Below are 19,060 nucleotides of genomic sequence, written 5' to 3'. Positions count from 1 at the left end.
TTGTTGTATTTTTTTGGTATAAAAGAGCGACCAGCGGAAGCTCCTTTTATGCCTTAAAAAATTACAAATATAAGGAGGAGTTGGAATGTACAGCTGGATTAGCTTCTAAAATTAATTATTTGGCAGTTCGGTTCCGCATTCATAACAATATTTAGCGTTGTCAAAATGGACTTGGGACTGGCATTTCTTGCATGTTTTTTTACCGCTTACTGAATTGTTTTTTAGACTGCTTTTGGCAAATTCGGCAGTTACGATTCCAGTTGGAACAGCTATGATGCCATAACCTAAAATCATTACAAGTGCCGCAATAAACTGTCCTAGTGGAGTTTGTGGCGAAATGTCTCCGTAGCCTACTGTTGTTAAGGTTACAATTGTCCAGTAAATTGCCATTGGAATGCTGGTAAATCCTGATTCTTTGCCTTCGACTAGGTACATAATGGTGCCGATGATTACGGTACTTACGAGAACAAAATAAATAAAAACCAGAATTTTTTCTTTACTGGCTTCTATGGCTTCTTTTAATTGCAGTGATTGATGGTTGATTTGCGGAATATGCAAAATTTTGAATAATCGAAGGAAACGTAAGGCCCTTACGATCGATAAAATGCTTGCGCCAGGGAAAAAGATGGACAAATACATGGGCAAAACGGCAAGTAAATCGATAATTCCGTAAAAGCTAAAAATGTATTTGACTGGTTTTTGAATGGAGATAATTCTTAGTATATATTCAATGCTGAAAAATACTGTAATTACCCATTCGCAGATCAATAATTGTTCATGATATTTTGAGCTTACGCCTTCAACAGTATCCAACATTATAAGAAGAACGCTCAATAAGATTAAACCCAGCAACACTAAATCGAACATTCGTCCTAGAATAGTGTTGGTGCCATATAGGACGATTTTGACTTTTTCTCTAAAGATTTCGTATTGTGATTTTTTGTTTTTCATATCCTTAAAGATAATGAAAGTTTCGTTTTGTTAAAAATGAAGTATTTTTAATGATTTGCTTTTGCGGATATAACTCTGAATGATGTTCTTTACGTCGCGATTGTGCTGCATCGGAACCAGAATATTTTTTAAGATATCGATATTCGTGATTTGATAATTTAGATCATAATAGGCATAACCTTTGTAAATTCCGTTTTCGATCAGGATTGCGCTTCGTTCGTTTACATTTCTTCCCCTGTCTATCAATACCATGCTTTTGTTTTCGAAACTGTTTTCTGAGATAAATTGCTGTACTCGTAAATTATAAATTTCGGAAGTGACTTCACCAATGCATGCGCCGTCACATTCTTTGATTTTATATTGAAAACATTCTTTTTTGGTTTGGTATAAACCTGTTAATTTTTGGCACAAATGATATTTTGCCGTAATTTTAAAAAGCGCATTTTTGCCTTCCTGTAAAGAAGTATAAGAAGTAATTTCTTTTTTACGTCCGTCTGCTTTTTCAAGTATTAAATTGATGTAACCGTTTGAATCTATTTCTGAATATAAAGCGACGGGAAATACAGTTTTTTTCTGCGAACGATTGTATCGCGGACGATTTACTTTAACTTCTTGACTTTCTTTTAAAAGTGCAATTAATTCGCTTCCGGTTTCATCGTAAGTAATGGTGAAAACTTCTGCCTGAATTCGTTTGCTTTTGGTTGTAATTCCTGTAAAATGCTGATTGACTCTTTTTTTGATATTTTGGCTTTTTCCAATGTAAATTAAAGTCCCATCTTCTTTGTAGATATAATAAACGCCTGTTTTAGCTGGCATTTGATTTAAAATATCCAAGAATTTCGGAGAAATACCTTTTTCTACTTCGAGTTTTATAAAGTCTTTTACGATGGTTTTCTCAACATCTTTTTCCAAAAGCATTTTGAAAAGCTTAGTCGTAGCCATAGCGTCTCCACTCGCGCGATGTCTGTCGGCCATAGGAATTCCGAGTGAACGAACTAGTTTTCCTAAACTATATGAAGGCTGTTCTGGAATTAGTTTTTTGGCTAATTCTACTGTACAAAGTGTTTTGGCTTCAAAATCGTAGCCTAAACGACGGAATTCTGTGCGAAGGATTCTATAATCGAAAGAAGCATTATGTGCTACAATAACACAATCTTGAGTGATTTCTATAATTCGTTTCGCAACTTCGTAGAATTTTGGAGCAGAACGCAACATCGCATTGTTAATTCCAGTCAGTTTTACTACGAAAGGCTGAATCGGAATTTCAGGATTGACAAGGCTAATGAATTGATCAACTACTTCATGCCCATCAAATTTGTAGATAGCGATTTCGGTAATTCCCTCTTCATTAAACTGTCCCCCAGTGGTTTCTATGTCAAGTATTGCGTACATATTCAACGTCAATGTCAATTTCAAAAATCAATGTCAATTTCAAAAATCAATAGTGAAAATTGAAATTTGCAATTGTTATTGTAATTGTCATTGAAAAGTTATCTTTTATTTATTATCATTTTTGATGAAATTGCGATTAATTGCTCCACTTCGATTAGAAGTTTATTTCTTTTACTGTCATCGCCTTCTTTAATATAATCTAGAATTTTTAATGAGTTTCTAGATTCTTTTAACTCCTTCACGACTAATGAAACTTTGAAGACAAAATCTTTATCACTTATCGTTCCTTGTGCTTCTCCAAAATTTAAAGAGGCACTTCCAGATGAACGAATTAATTGATTTTTGTAATATTCATTTTCAAATAACCTTTCTAATTGTCGAGTGAAAAAAATACATTCTCCAGCAAATCGCACTAATCGATCTTCAAAATTGAATATTTTTTCCATTTAATTTTTCCCCATTTTTTAAATTGACATTGATTTTTGCAATTGTAATTGATATTGAAAAAATTAACGACCGCCAAAAATGCTGCTTCCAATGCGAACCATTGTACTTCCGCATTCTATTGCCAATTGATAATCTCCAGACATTCCCATTGAAATAATTGTAAAATCTTTAATGTCTTGTGATTTTTGGATTGAATCAAAAATAGATTTTAAATGGGTAAATTCTTTTTTAATTTGGTTTTGGTCTTCGGTAAAAGTGGCCATTCCCATTAAACCTAAGATACGAATATTTTTTAACTCTTTAAACTCCGCAGAAGTTAAAAGTTCATTTAGTTCATTTTCGTCCAAACCAAATTTAGATTCTTCTTCGGCAATATAAATTTGAAGAAGGCAATCTATTGTTCTGTTGTTTTTTAAAGCTTGTTTATTGATTTCTTGCAATAATTTCAAACTGTCAACGCCATGAATTAAAGTCACATAAGGCGCCATAAATTTGACTTTATTGGACTGAACGTGACCAATCATATGCCATTGGATATCTTTTGGCATTTGTTCCCATTTTTCAGTCATTTCCTGAATTTTGTTTTCTCCAAAGATGCGTTGCCCAGCTTCATAAGCCTGCATCAAGTCTGAAACAGGTTTAGTTTTTGAAACGGCAACTAGAGTTACATGTTCAGGTAAAGTTGCTTTAATTGTATTTAAATTCGATTGAATCGACATGGTATTTCTTTTTATAAAAACTGCTTAGAGATTTTCTCTGCTTTTTTGCTTTCGCTATAATCGTAAAAACCTTCGCCAGATTTCACTCCCAATTTTCCAGCTCTCACCATATTTACTAAAAGTGGGCAAGGAGCATATTTAGGATTTTTGAATCCGTCATACATTACATTTAAGATTGCTAAACAAACGTCAAGTCCAATAAAATCAGCTAATTGCAATGGTCCCATCGGGTGCCCCATTCCTAATTTCATTACCGTATCGATTTCATAAACTCCAGCAACACCATTATATAACGTTTCAATTGCCTCATTTAGCATTGGCATTAAAATTCTGTTTGCCACAAAACCTGGATAATCATTTACTTCTACAGGAACTTTTCCTAATTTTTCAGATAAATCCATGATGATTTTAGTTACTTCATCGCTTGTATTGTATCCGCGAATGATTTCAACTAATTTCATAATCGGTACCGGATTCATAAAATGCATTCCGATTACGCGTTCTGGATGTGCTACAACAGCTCCAATTTGTGTAATTGAGATTGAAGATGTATTAGTTGCTAAAATTGTATTATGCGAGCAATATTCATTTAATTGTTTGAAGATGTTCAGTTTTAATTCAACGTTTTCAGTTGCAGCCTCAACTACTAAATCAACGCCAACAACTCCGTCTTTTAAATCTGTATAAGTAATAATATTAGTTATAGTTTTAGCAACATCTTCCTGAGTGATTGTTCCTTTAGACAGCATACGGTCTAAGTTGGCAGCAATAGTTGCCATTCCTTTATCTAATGATTTTTCAGAAACATCGATTAATTTTACGGTAAATCCGCTTTGTGCAAAAGTATGAGCAATTCCGTTACCCATTGTTCCTGCTCCAATTACAGCTATTGTTTTCATTTTATGCTAGATATTTTTTTATGATTTAGCCACGAATTCACCAAATAATTCGTGAATTCGTGGCTAATTTATTTTTTGAAATTTTATTATTTTTTGAAACAATCAATAATTTGATAAGCCACGCGTAATGCATCAGTTGCCTGCTCAAGTGTTACAACTGGAGTTGTGTCGTTATTGATAGCATCTGCAAATGAATTTAACTCATCTAAGATGGCGTTGTTTTGCTCTACATCAGGATTTGTGAAATAGATTTGTTTTTTTACGCCTTCAGCATTTTGAAGAATCATATCAAAATCTCCAGGAACTTCTGGTGCATCTTTCATACGAACCACTTCACATTTTTTCTCTAAAAAGTCAACAGAAATGTAGGCATCTTTTTGAAAGAAACGTGACTTACGCATGTTTTTCATTGAAATTCTGCTGGCAGTTAAGTTAGCAACACAGCCATTTTCGAATTCAATTCTGGCGTTGGCAATATCCGGAGTTTCGCTGATAACCGAAACACCGCTCGCATTGATGCTTTTTACTTTAGATTTTACAACGCTTAAAATAGCGTCGATATCATGAATCATTAAATCCAAAACTACAGGAACATCTGTACCGCGAGGATTAAACTCTGCTAAACGATGCGTTTCTATAAACATCGGATTTTCGATCATTTCCTTAGTAGCGATAAAAGCTGGATTAAAGCGCTCTACGTGACCTACTTGCCCTTTTACGTTATGTTCTTTGGCCAAAGCAATAATTTCTTCAGCTTCTTCAACGGTATTGGCAATTGGTTTTTCGATAAAGATATGTTTTCCTGATTTTATGGCAACTTTTGCACATTTGTAGTGCGAAAGTGTTGGAGTTACAATATCAATCACGTCGACAGCGTGAATGAGTTTGGCAATTGTGCTGAAATTTTTATAGCCAAATTCTTTTGAGATTTTTTCGGCATTTTCTTGATTTTCGTCGTAAAATCCAACTAATTCGTATTTGTCAGATTGTTGTAATAAGCGTAAATGTATTTTACCAAGATGACCAGCACCTAAAACTCCTACTTTTAACATGAGAATGTATTTTAAACAAAAATATAATTTATTTGCTTAACGTGAAAATGAATTTATCTAATTGTGAGTTATGAATTATGAGTTATGAATTATGAGTTATGGTTGGAACTGCTTTTTTCGTTTAGCACCCTGAGCGAAGTCGGCGGGCGCTTAGTTAGGACGTGAAAGCTCCAACTTCGTTCAGCATAATAAATGAGAGCTTTCTACTTTCGACTTTTGACTTTCGACTTTATAAAATTTATTATTTAAAAATCAATATTTGAAATCCTGTTTTGTTTCTTATTTTTGCGAAAATAAAACCTACCCATTTTGAAAGACACTGCCAAACATCAAGGACTTCGTAATCAATTAGTAACCACTTTAGAGCAAAAAGGAATTACTGATAGAGCGGTTCTAGATGCGATAAAAAAAATCCCGAGACACCTTTTTTTGAATTCCAGTTTTGAAGATTTCGCTTATCAGGATAAAGCTTTTCCTATTGGTGCGGGACAGACCATTTCTCAGCCTTATACGGTGGCTTTTCAGTCACAATTGCTCGAAGTTAAAAAGGACCACAAAGTTTTAGAAATAGGAACAGGCTCTGGCTATCAGACTGCTGTTTTGTTTGCTTTAGGCGCAAAAGTATATACTGTTGAGAGACAAAGCGAATTATTTAAAACCACGTCTAATTTATTTCCTAAATTAAATATTCGTCCAAAACACGTTACTTTTGGTGATGGTTATAAAGGATTGCCAAATTTTGCGCCTTTTGACAGTATTATAGTTACAGCAGGCGCACCGTTTATTCCGCAGCCATTAATGGCACAATTAAAAATAGGAGGAAGACTTGTTATTCCGTTAGGAGAAGATGTTCAGATTATGACTTTATTAATCAGGAAAAACGAAACGCAATTTGAAAAACATGAATTTGGAGAGTTTCGATTTGTTCCTTTATTAGAAGATAAAAATTAATGAGAAGCCCGTTTTGAACGGGCTTTTTTATCGTGTAAGAATTGAAATATATCTTTCCAGACATTCTTTTTCTTTTTGAGCTATAAACAGAAAAAAATCTTCTTTGTTTTTTTGGGTTTGAGCAATTTCTAAAGACTGGTGATATTGCATTCTTGTTTCATAATCTCCTTTAATATTGGCTATTGGATAACCTTTTTGCATCAGAATTAAATTCATTATTAATCTTGAAGTTCTTCCGTTTCCATCAATAAAAGGATGAATTGTAGCTAATCGTTCATGCATTTCAGCAGCAAGAATAATGGGGTGTAATTTATTTTTATTGATTTCATACCAAACAAAATATTCTTCCATTTCCTGTGGAATCATTAAAGGTTGTGGAGGCATGTGACTACTTCCCTGAATCATAACTTGAACTTTTCTATAGCGTCCTGCATCTTCCGGAATAATTCCGCGTAAAATTAGATTATGAATAGATAAAAGATCACGTTCGTTTAAAGAATTGTTTTTATTCATTAAATCTTTAATAAAGCCAATTGCTTCCTGATGATTTATAGCTTCAAGATGTTCCCGCATGCTTTTTCCAGAAATTGTCAAACCTTCATTGATGACCATATCTGTTTCACGAAGTGTCATTGTATTTCCTTCAATTCGATTGCTTTCAAAAGTATATTCCAATTCTAAAGCTTGTTTTATTTTAAAGCTGTCATACTGGCGGTAAGAACCTAGTTTTTCTTTTAAGGCATCAATTTCTTTTAAGATTTTTTCTAAAGAAGTAGATAATTTAAGATTTGAAACCGTTTTATTGTATTTGATTTCGTCTTCAGCAACTTTTAATGCTTTTAAGGCAAGTTCGTCATCCCCAATTTCTTTAAGAATCTTTTCTTTAAGCCAAGCAATCATTAAAGTTTCATAATCAATTTCTAAAAGTTGAGAAAGTTTAATAATTTGATCTTTGGTTGGTTTTCGTGTTCCTGATTCAAATTTACTAATCAACGCTTGATCAATTCCTGCAAGATGAGCCAATTCACGCGTTTTTAATCCTTTCTGTTCTCTGGCGTTTTTTAATAAAGATTTCATTTAATGAAAATTTTAGTCTTGACAAATTTAGTCAATTTTAGATCAAAAGAAAAGCGATGTTTATACACCGCTTTTTCTATAATTATTTTGGAGGCAGAGAGCCGTCTTTTCTCATTTCTTTCACTACAGCTTGCATAATTGCATCAACCGTCTGGCCTAAATCTGTAACATATTGAGATTCTGTAGTTCCTGTCCAGATTAATTTGTTTTGTTTTAAAGAAAAAACATTGGTTTCTACCATATAAGAAGTGGTCTCCTGATAATAACCTGGATCATAAAAGTTAGGAGAATACATTCCGTACCAGTTTCCAAAACCATATCCATACATTCCGGTGTACATTCCGTCAAAACCTCCGTAATACATTCCTGTATAAGTGCCTGGAACATAATTAACTTCTTTTTCTTTGCTAACTAATCGCATACTGATTACTCCATCAAAGTTTTCATCTTGCAAAACCTTTAGCTTTTGTTCTTGCGTTAATTGAGAAGTTGCGTTTAAATATTGATACGAAGTTTTGAATATCGGATTGGCCGCTGCAATTCTGTTTTCTGTAATTCTTCTTGAAGCTTCGTCTTTGACTAAAGCTACAACCAAAACTTTTTTAAATTGTTCCTGAGTTATAGTTACATCAGGATCTCTCCAGCTGTTTACAATTGAAGTATTACTGCCACAACTTGAAAACACAATAGCGAAAAATAAAACTAAATACTTTTTCATATTTTACAGTTAAATTATTTGTAATAAAAATAACAATAAAATATTATAAATATATCATTAAGAGGAAATTAAATTTGCTATTAGTTGTAAGCTTTTTTAATTCTGTCCAAATCTCTTTTTGTATCTTGTTCTTTTAGAGATTCACGTTTGTCATAGTTTTTCTTTCCCTTACACAACCCGATCTGAAGTTTTGCTAAACCTTTTTCGTTGGTAAATAGCTTTAAAGGTATAATGGTTAAACCTTTTGCCTGAACATTTTTATGAAGTGTTTTTAATTCTTTTTTGTTTAAAAGTAGTTTTCTTTCGCTTCTTGATTTATGGTTGAATTGGTTTCCAAAAGAATACTCTTCAATATAAGTGTTAATGGCGAAAAGTTCCATGCCGCTAAACTCGCAGAAACTTTCGGTAATATTGGCTTTTCCTAAGCGGATAGATTTGATTTCTGTTCCTGCCAAAACAATTCCAGCAGTATAAGTATCGATTATTTCGTAATCGAATCGGGCTCTCTTGTTAAGTATATTGACTGATTTTATCATAGCTGCAAATGTAAGACAAAATTGAAAAATGTTGCAGTTAAAGATAATTAAAGTTTTCTTTTAATATATGATTTAAATCAGTCTTAAGCAGAAACCTTACTCATAAGTTTGTCCTGTAATTAAAAACAAAATAAAAATGAAAAAGATTGTTACCTTAGTGAGTATCGTATTAATCAGTTTAACTGCTAAAGCTCAAGATTCGTCTCAAGGATTAAAAGGGGCTTGGTTTGCCACTTCTCAATTTGGTTATCAGCAGACTAAAAATGAAGGCAATAAAAATACAAATTTATCTGTAATTCCAGTTGTAGGTACATTTGTTACTCCATCGGTTGCTGTTGGAGCGGGTGTAGGGTATATTAATATCAAAGCCGATACAGATGCAGGAACAGCAGCTAAAACAGATTTAATCGTTGTTCAGCCTTTAATTAGAAAATACTGGAATGTAGCTGGTTCGTTATACTTCTTCGGACAAGCAGCAATTCCAGTTATTACAGGTAAAGAAAAAGAGAGTGAGTTGAAAGTTAATCAGGTAGGGCTTTCAGTATCAGGAGGTTTAGATTATTTTGTTACTAAAAACTTCTCTGTAGAGTTCTCTTATGATTTGGCTAATTTTACTTCTACAACACTTAAAGCGAAGGATGGAGAAAAAACAACAGTTACCAATTTTGGTTTGGCACACGTTGCCAATGTAGATCCATTTTACAATACAGCATTAGCAGGAAGTAATCCAAACTTGACTTCTCCTGTTTCTGTCGGATTTAAATTCATATTCTAATTTATTCTTTATTTGATTAATGTAAAATTCTATTTAGTAATTTTGCGAAAAAGGAAGACCGTACTTTTTTGAAGTACGGTCTTTTAATATTGTTTAAAAAGTATAAGATGCAAAATCAATCCAAAGACCCCTTACATGGGATTACACTTCAAAAAATTGTTGAAACTTTAGTAGATTATTATGGGTTTGATACTTTGGGTGAATTAATTCCAATTAAATGTTTTAATTCAAATCCAAGTGTAAAATCAAGTCTTACTTTCTTAAGAAAAACAGATTGGGCTCGTAAAAAAGTAGAGGATCTTTATATTAAAACGCTTCCTAAATTAAGCTGATTTTTATAATTTATACGAAATCATAACACCGCCACGGTAAGGTAGCCATTCACCGCTTTTATTCCAGTGAATTGCTTTTTCATATCTTCCAGGAGTTCCGTCGTTATAATATCCATGATAAAATCCTTGGTGCCATCCGCCACCTACAAAAAAGTCAAGTAAAAATTTATCGCTTAATTTTAGATTGTAACCCACTGTAGCTCCAATTCTATAACCGAAACCATCTTCGTAACGGTTGCTGTTCCAGTAATTCCATTTTTGTATTTCGTATTTATCAGCACCGATATGAGCTCCTGCATAAAAACCATTGTATTTTTCTTTAAAATGGTAACGGATTTCAGGAGTAACGGTGACAAACTTCATTGGGTTATTTCCATTAAAAGATTCCCAAAAAGAAGCCATTACATCAGCACTAAACGTAGTCTTTTCTCCAATACTCGTTTCAATCCCAATATTTGGAACTAATAATAAGGCAGTTGCTCCATTAAATTTTACAAAAGTCTGACTTTGCATTTGCACACAAAACAAAAGAACAATTAAGGCGGATATCTTTTTCATATATTTTTGGGAATTCAAAACAGCCTTTTAGCTGATTTCGAGCGCAAATATAGCAGATAATGCTTGAGAACTATTAATTATAAGATTATTTTAACAAGTATAAAACTTTACTTTTCTAATAATGAATAAATTACTTTGTCTAAAAATTTTCCGTCCCAAAATTCTACTTCTCTCAGATGTGCTTCTTTAACAAAACCGCATTTTTGTAATACCTTTTCAGAGGCATAATTTTCGGGATCGATTACAGCTTCTATCGAATGTAGTTTTAGATCTTCAAAACCAAAAGTAATTAATTTCTTTACAGCTTCTGGAATAATTCCTTTTCCATGCTGATCAGGCGAAAGAATATAACCTATTTCAGCTCGGTAATTTTCGGGTTGCATTCGATAATAACCAATAATCCCAAGTAATTTGGTGTTGCCTTTAAGTCTAATAGCCCAATTTATGCCAACATTAGTTTCAATTTTTTCATCAATCGTTCTGATGTGTTCCAGAGCGTCTTCATGGTCTTTCACTAAAGGTCTTGGGATGTATTTCATAGTCTCAGGATTAGAACGCAAGTCAAAGACTTCTTGTACGTCCTTATCTGTAAGCCTGTCTAAAACTAACCTTTCTGTTTCTATTACTGGAAATGGGGTAAAATTAAAATTTAACATTTTTTACTTTATAATATTGTAATACTAAATTTTGCACTGAAATTTTTGTTTTCTTCTAATGTCAAAATCCCTTCTTTTTTATATAAGTCACCAGTATTCTGATCGGTATCAGAATAACCAAGCCAAGGTTCGATGCAAACAAACGGAGCATTTTCTTTTGTCCAGATTCCTAAACTTGGAAAATCGTAATAATCCACCTTTACATAGGGTTTTGAATTGTTAAGAATGGTTAATGATTTTGATTCTAATGTTTTAAAAATCAAGGCGTCATTTTTGAACAGTTCATAATTTAAAGGAATTACATTATTTTTTGTCTCCAAAACTTTAGTCTTAGATGAAATTAAATCGTTTTCAAGAAGATAGTATTTTAAATTTTCCTCTTTTTCAAATTGAAACGCATAATTTTCAAAGCTATTAGGAAGTGCTATTGCCGGATGTGCTCCAATAGAAAAAGGCATTTTTTCTTTCCCATTGTTTATTACTCTGTATTCAAGCTCCAGTGCATTTTCGCTAAGCGTATAAATAAGTTGCAACTCAAATTCAAAAGGATATTTTGCGAATGTTTCTTGAGAAGATTTAAGAGAGAAAACAGCTTTGCTTTCAGTTTTTTCAATCAATTCAAAATCCATGTCACGTGCAAAACCATGGCGTGGCAAATGATATTCTTTTTCATTGATTGTATAGGTGTTGTTTTTTAAAGTTCCTACAATCGGAAAAAGTACAGGTGAATGCTTGCCCCAGAAATCAGGATTGCCTTCCCAAATATATTCGTTGTTTTGATTGTCTTTTATAGAAAATAATTCGGCTCCAGCATGTTTGATAGAAGCTTTTAATATAGAATTTGAGATAGTTGTAGTCACAATGTTGAATCTAAAATGAATGTTTTTTTAATAGATGTAAATATATTTTATAAAATTTAGTTTTTTAAGAAAAAGGCTTAGAATTATTTTATTGATAAAATTATGCTAAAATTAAATTTATGTTTTAAAATTTCTCTGTGAATAGCTTTTTTTTTCATTAATTTGCTACATAAACAGCTAAAAAATATGAAAAAGCAATCTGCAAAAGCCATTTTAACCGCGGCTTTATTTTTTGGGATTTCTTCAGTATGGGCGCAGCAAACTCCGTCAGCACCAGCAGCAAATCCAGTAAACAATTACAATTACCATGATGCCTTTGGACCTCATTTTTACACTAAAAATGGTACTTCAACTCGTACTGCGAGCGGTGAACCAGGAGTAGAGTATTGGCAGAATAGAGCCGATTATCAGATTACGGCAAAATTAAATGCAACTACAAATGAGATTGTAGGTACAGATGAAATTACTTATACCAATAATAGCCCTAATAAATTATCATTTCTTTGGCTGAATTTAGATCAAAACTTATTCAAAGACGATTCTAGAGGAAATGCTGTTGTGCCTTTAACAGGAAGTCGTAACGGAGCTCAAGGACAAGTTTTTGATGGCGGAAATAAAATTAAATCTGTAAAAGTAGTTTCTGGAGGAAAAAACAAAACAGAAGTTGATGTTAAATATGTAGTTACAGATACCAGAATGCAGATTTTTCTTCCTCAAGCATTGGCTGCAAAAGGAGGTTCTGTAAAGGTTAAAATTGAATTCTCATTTATTGCGCCTTTCGAAGGATCAGACAGAATGGGGGTTTTGGAAACTAAAAACGGAAAAATCTTTACAATTGCACAGTGGTATCCGCGTATGTGTGTGTATGATGATGTGCGAGGATGGAATACGGCTCCTTATTTAGGTGCATCTGAGTTTTACTTAGAATATGGTGATTTTGATGTGAAACTTACAGTTCCAGGAAATCATTATGTTGTAGCTTCTGGAGAATTGTTAAACGGTCAGGAAGTGTTTTCTGCTGAGCAATTAAAAAGATATAAAGATGCTGCAAACAGTGATAAAACGGTGACAATTCGCTCAGAGCAAGAAGTTAATGCAACAGCAAATAGTAATTCAGGAACAGAAAAAACATGGCATTATAAAATCAAAAATGCGCGTGATTTCTCTTGGGCGTCATCTCCAGCATTCATTTTAGATGGAGCAAAAATTAATCTTCCAAGCGGTAAAAAATCATTGGCATTATCTGCTTATCCTGTTGAAAGTGCAGGACAAGGTGCTTACGGACGTTCTACAGAATATGTAAAAGCGTCAATTGAGCATTATTCTAAACAATGGTTTGAATATCCTTACCCAGCAGCAACAAATGTGGCTGGAAATGAAGGTGGTATGGAATACCCAGGAATTGTTTTCTGTGGATGGAAATCTAAAGGACAAGATCTTTGGGGAGTAACCGATCATGAATTTGGACATATTTGGTTCCCAATGATTGTGGGGTCAAACGAAAGATTATTTGCGTGGATGGATGAAGGATTTAATACATTCATCAATTCTTTAAGTACTGCTGCGTTTAATAACGGCGAATACAAAGAACAGCCTACAGATTTACATCAAGAAGCAGAATCTTTCACACGCCCAGATTTAGAAACTATCATGAGTTCTCCTGATAATATGAAAGAAGCTAATATTGGAATGTTATGCTACTTTAAACCAAGCGCAGGTCTTATTTTATTAAGAGAACAAGTCTTAGGAAAAGAACGTTTTGATACTGCTTTTAGAACTTATATTGAGCGTTGGGCATATAAACATCCGCAGCCAGACGATTTTTTCAGAACTATGGAAAACGTGGCAGGAGAAGACTTGAGCTGGTTCTGGAGAAGCTGGTATGTAAACAACTGGCGTTTTGACCAAGGTGTTAACTCAGTTAAATATGTGAAAAACGATCCAGCTAAGGGTGCTGTAATCACAGTTGAGAATTTTGATAAAATGCCAATGCCAATTGTGTTAGATGTTAAAACAAAGAGCGGAAAAGTAACAAGAGTTAATTTACCTGTAGAAATTTGGCAAAGAAATAACTCTTGGTCTTTCAAACATAATTCAACTGAAGAAATTGAGAGCATTACTTTAGATCCTGACCATGCTTTCCCAGATAATAATGAGTCAAACAATGTTTGGACAGCGGGAAAAGGTAAAATAGAAAAAGATCTTATTTTAGATCCATATTTAGGTAATTATGTTACTGCAAAATCTCCTCTGACAATTGAATTGACAGAGAAAAATAGCGTTTTAAATGCAGAACTTCCTAATTATCCAAAATTTGCATTAGAGCCTGTCGCAAACGAAAAAGATACATTCGAATCTGCTAGAGCTGGCTTAAAACTTAAATTTAACGAAGCTAAAAACGGTTTCGATTTGATACTTTCAAATGGTCAAGTAATACCTTTTACTAGAAAGTAATTAGAATAATAGAGAAAATTTTAAAGCCCGATAGTTATTTTAACTGTCGGGTTTTTTCTTTTGTTTTAAGTTTCAAGTTCAGGTTTCAAGTTTTTAGTTCGTTCAAGTTAAAAGTAAAGCCTTAGAACCTCATTACCTTAGAGTTTTAAAATCTTTAAAAAACAACAAAACGTCAAAAAAATGTTAGAAATTTAATTTTTTGTTTTGTGAATAAAAAAAAGATGTACTTTTGCACCGATGAATAAAATAAGTTTACATATAACTTCTTTGTCACGGACAAACTCACCGATTACTTCTCCCGAAGTACGGACGCTATCTCTATAGTGTTCACTGAGTTTTATAGCCGTATATTTATTCATACCCATTTTTCATTTTGAAATCACATAATTTGTCCATTGGACAAACATATCCTAAAAGTATTTATTATTTTGTAAATTTTCTTAATCAATGTTTTGATTTTGAAGGTGTTACTTCTTTTTTGCTTAATTTTATTGGATTCAATTCTGGATTTCAAACGAATCAATATGCTTTAATTTTTAACTCTAACTTCAATAATTGAAATGAAGATCTCTATTGTTGTAACTCAAGAAGAACATTTTAAGTATGCGCAGGAAATTTGCGATACGATAGAATCGTCTGCCTTATTAAGAGGTACGGGGATTGCTAAAAGAACTCCTGAGTACATTCAGAAAAAAATGGCAAATGGTGATGCAATGATTGCTTTGGCAGACGGAAAATTTGCCGGTTTTTGTTATATAGAAAGCTGGCAGCACGGAAAATTCGTTGCGCATTCTGGATTAATTGTACATCCAGATTATAGAAGTCATGGTTTGGCCAAAAAGATAAAATCAAAAGTTTTTGAATATTCTTTGAAGAGATTCCCAGATGCTAAAATATTTGGAATTACGACTGGTTTGGCTGTAATGAAAATTAACTCTGAATTAGGCTATAAACCAGTTCCTTTCTCAGAATTGACAACAGATCCGAGTTTCTGGGCGGGTTGTAAAACATGTACAAATTATCACATTTTGCAAAGCAAAGAAAATAAAATGTGCCTTTGTACGGGAATGTTATATGACCCAAAAGAAAAACAAAAAACACCGCCAAGACATCCTTTTAATGAGGCTGTTTTAAACAGACTTAGAAAAATAAAACAAGCTTTATTCTTAAACAAAATCTTGTCATTTATTTTTTTATTCAAAATTTAATTAAAAAGAAATCTCAAACTGCTATATACGAAAGTATTAGCCTAAATTATATAAAATGAAAAAAGTAGTATTAGCTTATAGCGGAGGATTAGATACTTCGTATTGTTTGAAATATTTAAAAAACGAAAAAGGTTATGAAGTTCATACCGTTCTTGTTGATACAGGAGGATTTAGTGCAGAAGAATTATCAGCAATAGAAAAAAGAGCTTACGAGTTAGGAAGTGCGCAACACGCCAACTTAACTATTTTAGATAAATATTACGATAAAGCTATCAAATACCTAATTTTCGGAAATGTTTTAAAAAACAATACTTACCCGTTATCAGTTAGTGCAGAACGTGTTTTTCAAGCAATTGAAGCTATAAAATATGCTAAAAAAGTGGGAGCAACTGCTATCGCCCACGGAAGTACTGGTGCAGGAAACGATCAAATTCGTTTCGATTTGATTTTCCAGACTATTGCTCCAGAAATCGAAATCATTACTCCAATTAGAGATTTAAAATTGTCAAGACAAGAAGAAGTGGAATATCTTCAAAAAAATGGTGTAAGCTATTCTTGGGAAAAAGCACAATATTCTATCAATAAAGGACTTTGGGGAACTAGCGTTGGAGGAAAAGAAACGTTGACTTCAGGACAACCGTTGCCAAGCGAAGCTTATCCATCGCAATTACAAAAAGAAGGAGAAGAGAAAGTAACACTTCATTTTGAGCAAGGAGAATTAGTTGGTTTAAACGGAAAAACGGATAAGCCTTCAAATAATATTGTAGCTCTTGAAAAATTGGCAAGTGCTTATGCAATTGGTAGAGATATTCACGTAGGAGATACCATTATCGGAATTAAAGGAAGAGTTGGTTTTGAAGCTGCAGCTCCGTTAATTATCATCAAAGCGCACCATTTATTAGAGAAACACACTCTAGGAAAATGGCAACAATACTGGAAAGAGCAGCTAGGAAATTGGTATGGGATGTTATTCCACGAAGGTCAATTCTTAGATCCAGTTATGAGAAACATTGAAACTTTCCTTCAAGACACTCAAAAAACAGTAAATGGAACTGTAACCGTTTCATTAAAACCATATCATTTCTCACTTGACGGAATAGAATCTCCAAACGATTTGATGAACACAGGTTTTGGTCAGTACGGAGAAATGAACAATGCTTGGACATCAGAAGATGCAAAAGGGTTTATCAAGATTTTAGGAAATGCACAAAACATATTCTCATCTGTAAACAAATTAGATCATGATTAATGTCGGAATTATTGGTGGTTCGGGTTATACGGCCGGAGAACTCATCAGAATTTTAATGTATCATCCAAAAGTAAACATCGATTTTGTTTACAGTACAACAAATGCTGGAAAGCCACTTTCTGTAGCGCATCACGATTTGATGGGAGATATCGAAATGAATTTCACAGCCGAAATCAATCCGAATGTGAATGTAGTTTTCTTGTGTTTAGGGCACGGAAAATCAATTTCATTTTTGAAAGAAAATCAGTTTGCAAGTCATACTAAGATTATTGATTTAGGAAATGATTTCAGATTGAATAAAGATGCGCATTTTGAAGGAAAAAATTTCGTCTATGGTTTGCCTGAAATCAATAAAGCCGAAATCAAAAAGACAAATTATATTGCCAATCCAGGTTGTTTTGCAACTGCTATTCAGTTGGCTTTATTGCCTTTGGCAAAACATAATTTGTTGAATAACGATGTACATATTAATGCTACAACCGGAAGTACAGGAGCAGGAGTAAGTCTTTCTGAAACTTCTCATTTCAGTTGGAGAAACAACAATATGTCGCATTATAAAGCATTTGAACACCAGCATTTAGGTGAAATTTCAGAAAGCTTAGTGCAATTGCAAGACGATTTTGACAGCGAATTGCTTTTTATTCCGAACAGAGGAGATTTCCCAAGAGGAATTTTTGCAACCTTATATACAGTTTGCGATGATAGTTTGGAACAATTAGTTGCTAAATACGAAGAATTCTATAAAAACGAACCTTTCGTAACCGTTACTACAACGAACATCAATATGAAACAGGTAGTGCAAACGAATAAATGTATTATTAGTTTATTGAAAAAAGGAAACCGGGTTCTCATAACATCAATTATCGATAACTTAACCAAAGGTGCTTCAGGGCAAGCAATTCAAAACATGAATTTAATGTTCGGATTAGAAGAAACCACAGGTTTACATTTGAAACCAAGCGGATTTTAATATTATAGTTGATGGTTGTTGGTTTATAGTTTATGGAAATATTGAGCTTAAACTATCAACCATCAACCAAAAACCAAAAACTAAAAAAAAATGAACTTATTCAACGTTTACCCATTATACGACATAACTCCAGTAAAAGCAGTAGATTGTACTATTATTGACGACAAAGGAGTAGAATATTTAGATTTATACAGCGGTCATGGTGTGATTTCTATTGGACACACACAGCCGGATTATGTAGCTAAACTTAAAAATCAAATAGATAATTTAGGTTTTTATTCGAATGCTATTCAGAATCCTTTACAGGTTGAATTGGCTCAAAAATTAGGAAAACTTTCAGGTCTTGAAAATTACGAATTGTTTTTATGCAGTTCTGGGGCTGAAGCGAATGAAAATGCTTTAAAATTAGCTTCTTTCCATAACGGAAAATCAAGAGTTGTAGCTTTTGATAATTCTTTCCACGGAAGAACTTCTGCAGCCGTTGCGGTTACAGATAATAAAAAGATCGTTGCGCCAATTAACGCACAGCAAGTTGTTACTTTTTTACCTTTAAATCAAATCGAATTAGTCGAAGCTGAATTGGCTAAAGGAGATGTTACAGCAGTAATTATCGAAGGAATTCAGGGAGTTGGAGGTTTAGACCAGGGAACAACTGAGTTTTTTCAGGCTTTAGAAAAAGCATGTAAAAAACACGATGTGGTTTTAATTTTAGACGAAGTACAGTCAGGATACGGAAGAAGCGGGAAATTCTTCGCTTTCCAACATCACGGAATCAACGCTGATATTATTTCAGTTGCAAAAGGAATGGGGAACGGATTCCCGGTTGGAGCGATTTTGATTTCTCCAAAATTCGAAGCAAGTTTCGGATTATTAGGAACTACTTTCGGCGGAAGCCACCTGTCGTGTGCGGCAGGAATTGCAGTTTTAGATGTAATTGAAAAACTTGATTTACAAAATAATGTCAACGAAGTTTATGCATATTTCTTAGAAAAAATCAAAGAAGTTCCAGGAATCAAACAAGTAAAAGGAAAAGGTCTAATGCTTGGAGTAGAATTTGATTTTGATGTTGCGGCTTTAAGAAAGAAATTAATCATCGAGAAACATATTTTTACAGGAAGCGCGAACAATAAAAATCTATTAAGAATTTTACCGCCATTGACTGTTAAAAAAGCAGATATTGATACGTTTGTAAAAGCTTTAAAAGAAAGTTTAGAAGAATTAAAAAACTAAACATAATACTATTATCCTAACAGGTT

Annotated in this window: 20 protein-coding genes; 8 read left to right on the top strand and 12 right to left on the bottom strand. The window is 33.3% G+C overall.

Features of this window, described 5'->3' with window-relative positions; all coding sequences use genetic code 11:
* Positions 1-111 precede the first annotated feature (111 nt).
* The 6 genes from BB050_RS21130 to BB050_RS21105 all read right to left on the bottom strand — a co-directional run bounded on the left by BB050_RS21130 (position 112) and on the right by BB050_RS21105 (position 5,460).
* Entirely contained in the window at positions 112-951 is an 840-nt protein-coding gene (locus tag BB050_RS21130) for an ion transporter (RefSeq protein ID WP_008463086.1), read from the bottom strand.
* A 30-nt stretch (positions 952-981) separates the two neighbouring features.
* On the bottom strand, positions 982-2,343 hold the full coding sequence (locus BB050_RS21125; RefSeq protein ID WP_008463088.1) for an exonuclease domain-containing protein: 1,362 nt from the start codon (positions 2,341-2,343) through the stop codon (positions 982-984).
* 98 nt (positions 2,344-2,441) lie between these two features.
* The gene (locus BB050_RS21120; protein WP_066035010.1) at positions 2,442-2,789 is read right to left on the bottom strand and encodes a four helix bundle protein; all 348 of its coding nucleotides are present in this window, start codon (positions 2,787-2,789) and stop codon (positions 2,442-2,444) included.
* A 63-nt stretch (positions 2,790-2,852) separates the two neighbouring features.
* Positions 2,853-3,509 (bottom strand): YggS family pyridoxal phosphate-dependent enzyme, encoded by a 657-nt coding sequence (locus BB050_RS21115; protein WP_066035009.1) that lies wholly within the window; start codon positions 3,507-3,509, stop codon positions 2,853-2,855.
* Between the two features lie 11 nt (positions 3,510-3,520).
* The gene (locus BB050_RS21110) at positions 3,521-4,408 is read right to left on the bottom strand and encodes a 3-hydroxyacyl-CoA dehydrogenase family protein (protein WP_066035008.1); all 888 of its coding nucleotides are present in this window, start codon (positions 4,406-4,408) and stop codon (positions 3,521-3,523) included.
* A gap of 86 nt (positions 4,409-4,494) precedes the next feature.
* Complete coding sequence (locus tag BB050_RS21105) at positions 4,495-5,460, bottom strand: Gfo/Idh/MocA family protein (RefSeq protein WP_008463096.1); 966 nt, start codon at positions 5,458-5,460, stop codon at positions 4,495-4,497.
* 309 nt (positions 5,461-5,769) lie between these two features.
* Here BB050_RS21105 and BB050_RS21100 point away from each other — a divergent pair, with 309 nt between their 5' ends.
* Positions 5,770-6,411, top strand: coding sequence for a protein-L-isoaspartate(D-aspartate) O-methyltransferase (locus BB050_RS21100; protein WP_008463097.1), 642 nt, complete (start codon positions 5,770-5,772; stop codon positions 6,409-6,411).
* Positions 6,412-6,438: 27 nt separating this feature from the next.
* Here BB050_RS21100 and BB050_RS21095 read toward each other — a convergent pair whose 3' ends face one another.
* The 3 genes from BB050_RS21095 to smpB form a co-directional block, all read right to left on the bottom strand.
* The gene (locus BB050_RS21095) at positions 6,439-7,488 is read right to left on the bottom strand and encodes a Fic family protein (RefSeq protein ID WP_066035007.1); all 1,050 of its coding nucleotides are present in this window, start codon (positions 7,486-7,488) and stop codon (positions 6,439-6,441) included.
* 82 nt (positions 7,489-7,570) lie between these two features.
* Complete coding sequence (locus tag BB050_RS21090) at positions 7,571-8,206, bottom strand: hypothetical protein (RefSeq protein WP_008463101.1); 636 nt, start codon at positions 8,204-8,206, stop codon at positions 7,571-7,573.
* 80 nt (positions 8,207-8,286) lie between these two features.
* Positions 8,287-8,742 (bottom strand): SsrA-binding protein SmpB, encoded by a 456-nt coding sequence (smpB, locus tag BB050_RS21085; protein ID WP_008463103.1) that lies wholly within the window; start codon positions 8,740-8,742, stop codon positions 8,287-8,289.
* A gap of 136 nt (positions 8,743-8,878) precedes the next feature.
* On the opposite strand from smpB, the gene BB050_RS21080 reads away from it, so the two are divergent.
* Both BB050_RS21080 and BB050_RS21075 read left to right on the top strand, forming a co-directional pair.
* On the top strand, positions 8,879-9,517 hold the full coding sequence (locus tag BB050_RS21080; protein ID WP_008463105.1) for an outer membrane beta-barrel protein: 639 nt from the start codon (positions 8,879-8,881) through the stop codon (positions 9,515-9,517).
* A 107-nt stretch (positions 9,518-9,624) separates the two neighbouring features.
* Positions 9,625-9,849, top strand: a complete 225-nt coding sequence (locus BB050_RS21075) for a VF530 family protein (RefSeq protein ID WP_066035006.1) — start codon at positions 9,625-9,627, stop codon at positions 9,847-9,849.
* 3 nt (positions 9,850-9,852) lie between these two features.
* On the opposite strand, the gene BB050_RS21070 is transcribed toward BB050_RS21075, so the two are convergent.
* The 3 genes from BB050_RS21070 to BB050_RS21060 form a co-directional block, all read right to left on the bottom strand.
* Positions 9,853-10,407 (bottom strand): DUF3575 domain-containing protein, encoded by a 555-nt coding sequence (locus BB050_RS21070; protein WP_066035005.1) that lies wholly within the window; start codon positions 10,405-10,407, stop codon positions 9,853-9,855.
* A gap of 107 nt (positions 10,408-10,514) precedes the next feature.
* Positions 10,515-11,063: a GNAT family N-acetyltransferase gene (locus BB050_RS21065; protein ID WP_008463110.1), complete on the bottom strand. Its 549-nt coding sequence runs from the start codon at positions 11,061-11,063 to the stop codon at positions 10,515-10,517.
* An 8-nt stretch (positions 11,064-11,071) separates the two neighbouring features.
* Positions 11,072-11,923, bottom strand: a complete 852-nt coding sequence (locus tag BB050_RS21060; RefSeq protein WP_066035004.1) for an aldose 1-epimerase family protein — start codon at positions 11,921-11,923, stop codon at positions 11,072-11,074.
* 186 nt (positions 11,924-12,109) lie between these two features.
* On the opposite strand from BB050_RS21060, the gene BB050_RS21055 reads away from it, so the two are divergent.
* The 5 genes from BB050_RS21055 to BB050_RS21035 all read left to right on the top strand — a co-directional run bounded on the left by BB050_RS21055 (position 12,110) and on the right by BB050_RS21035 (position 19,034).
* Positions 12,110-14,377: a M1 family metallopeptidase gene (locus tag BB050_RS21055; RefSeq protein ID WP_066035003.1), complete on the top strand. Its 2,268-nt coding sequence runs from the start codon at positions 12,110-12,112 to the stop codon at positions 14,375-14,377.
* Between the two features lie 560 nt (positions 14,378-14,937).
* Positions 14,938-15,585 (top strand): GNAT family N-acetyltransferase, encoded by a 648-nt coding sequence (locus BB050_RS21050; protein WP_066035002.1) that lies wholly within the window; start codon positions 14,938-14,940, stop codon positions 15,583-15,585.
* A gap of 55 nt (positions 15,586-15,640) precedes the next feature.
* Positions 15,641-16,834 carry an argininosuccinate synthase gene (locus BB050_RS21045; protein WP_066035001.1) on the top strand — a complete coding sequence of 398 codons (1,194 nt, stop codon included), beginning with the start codon at positions 15,641-15,643 and terminating at the stop codon, positions 16,832-16,834.
* Entirely contained in the window at positions 16,827-17,804 is a 978-nt protein-coding gene (gene argC / locus BB050_RS21040; protein WP_066035000.1) for an N-acetyl-gamma-glutamyl-phosphate reductase, read from the top strand. The genes BB050_RS21045 and argC overlap by 8 nt, the downstream gene beginning before the upstream one ends.
* Before the next feature lie 90 nt (positions 17,805-17,894).
* A complete protein-coding gene (locus BB050_RS21035) occupies positions 17,895-19,034 on the top strand; it encodes an aspartate aminotransferase family protein (protein WP_066034999.1) in 1,140 nt (379 codons plus the stop codon).
* Positions 19,035-19,060 lie beyond the last annotated feature (26 nt).

The organism is Flavobacterium anhuiense (assembly GCF_001705175.1).
In the GTDB taxonomy this organism is placed as follows: domain Bacteria; phylum Bacteroidota; class Bacteroidia; order Flavobacteriales; family Flavobacteriaceae; genus Flavobacterium; species Flavobacterium anhuiense.
Note: the sequence above shows the minus strand (reverse complement) of the source record. Positions and strands in the feature narration are given on the sequence as shown.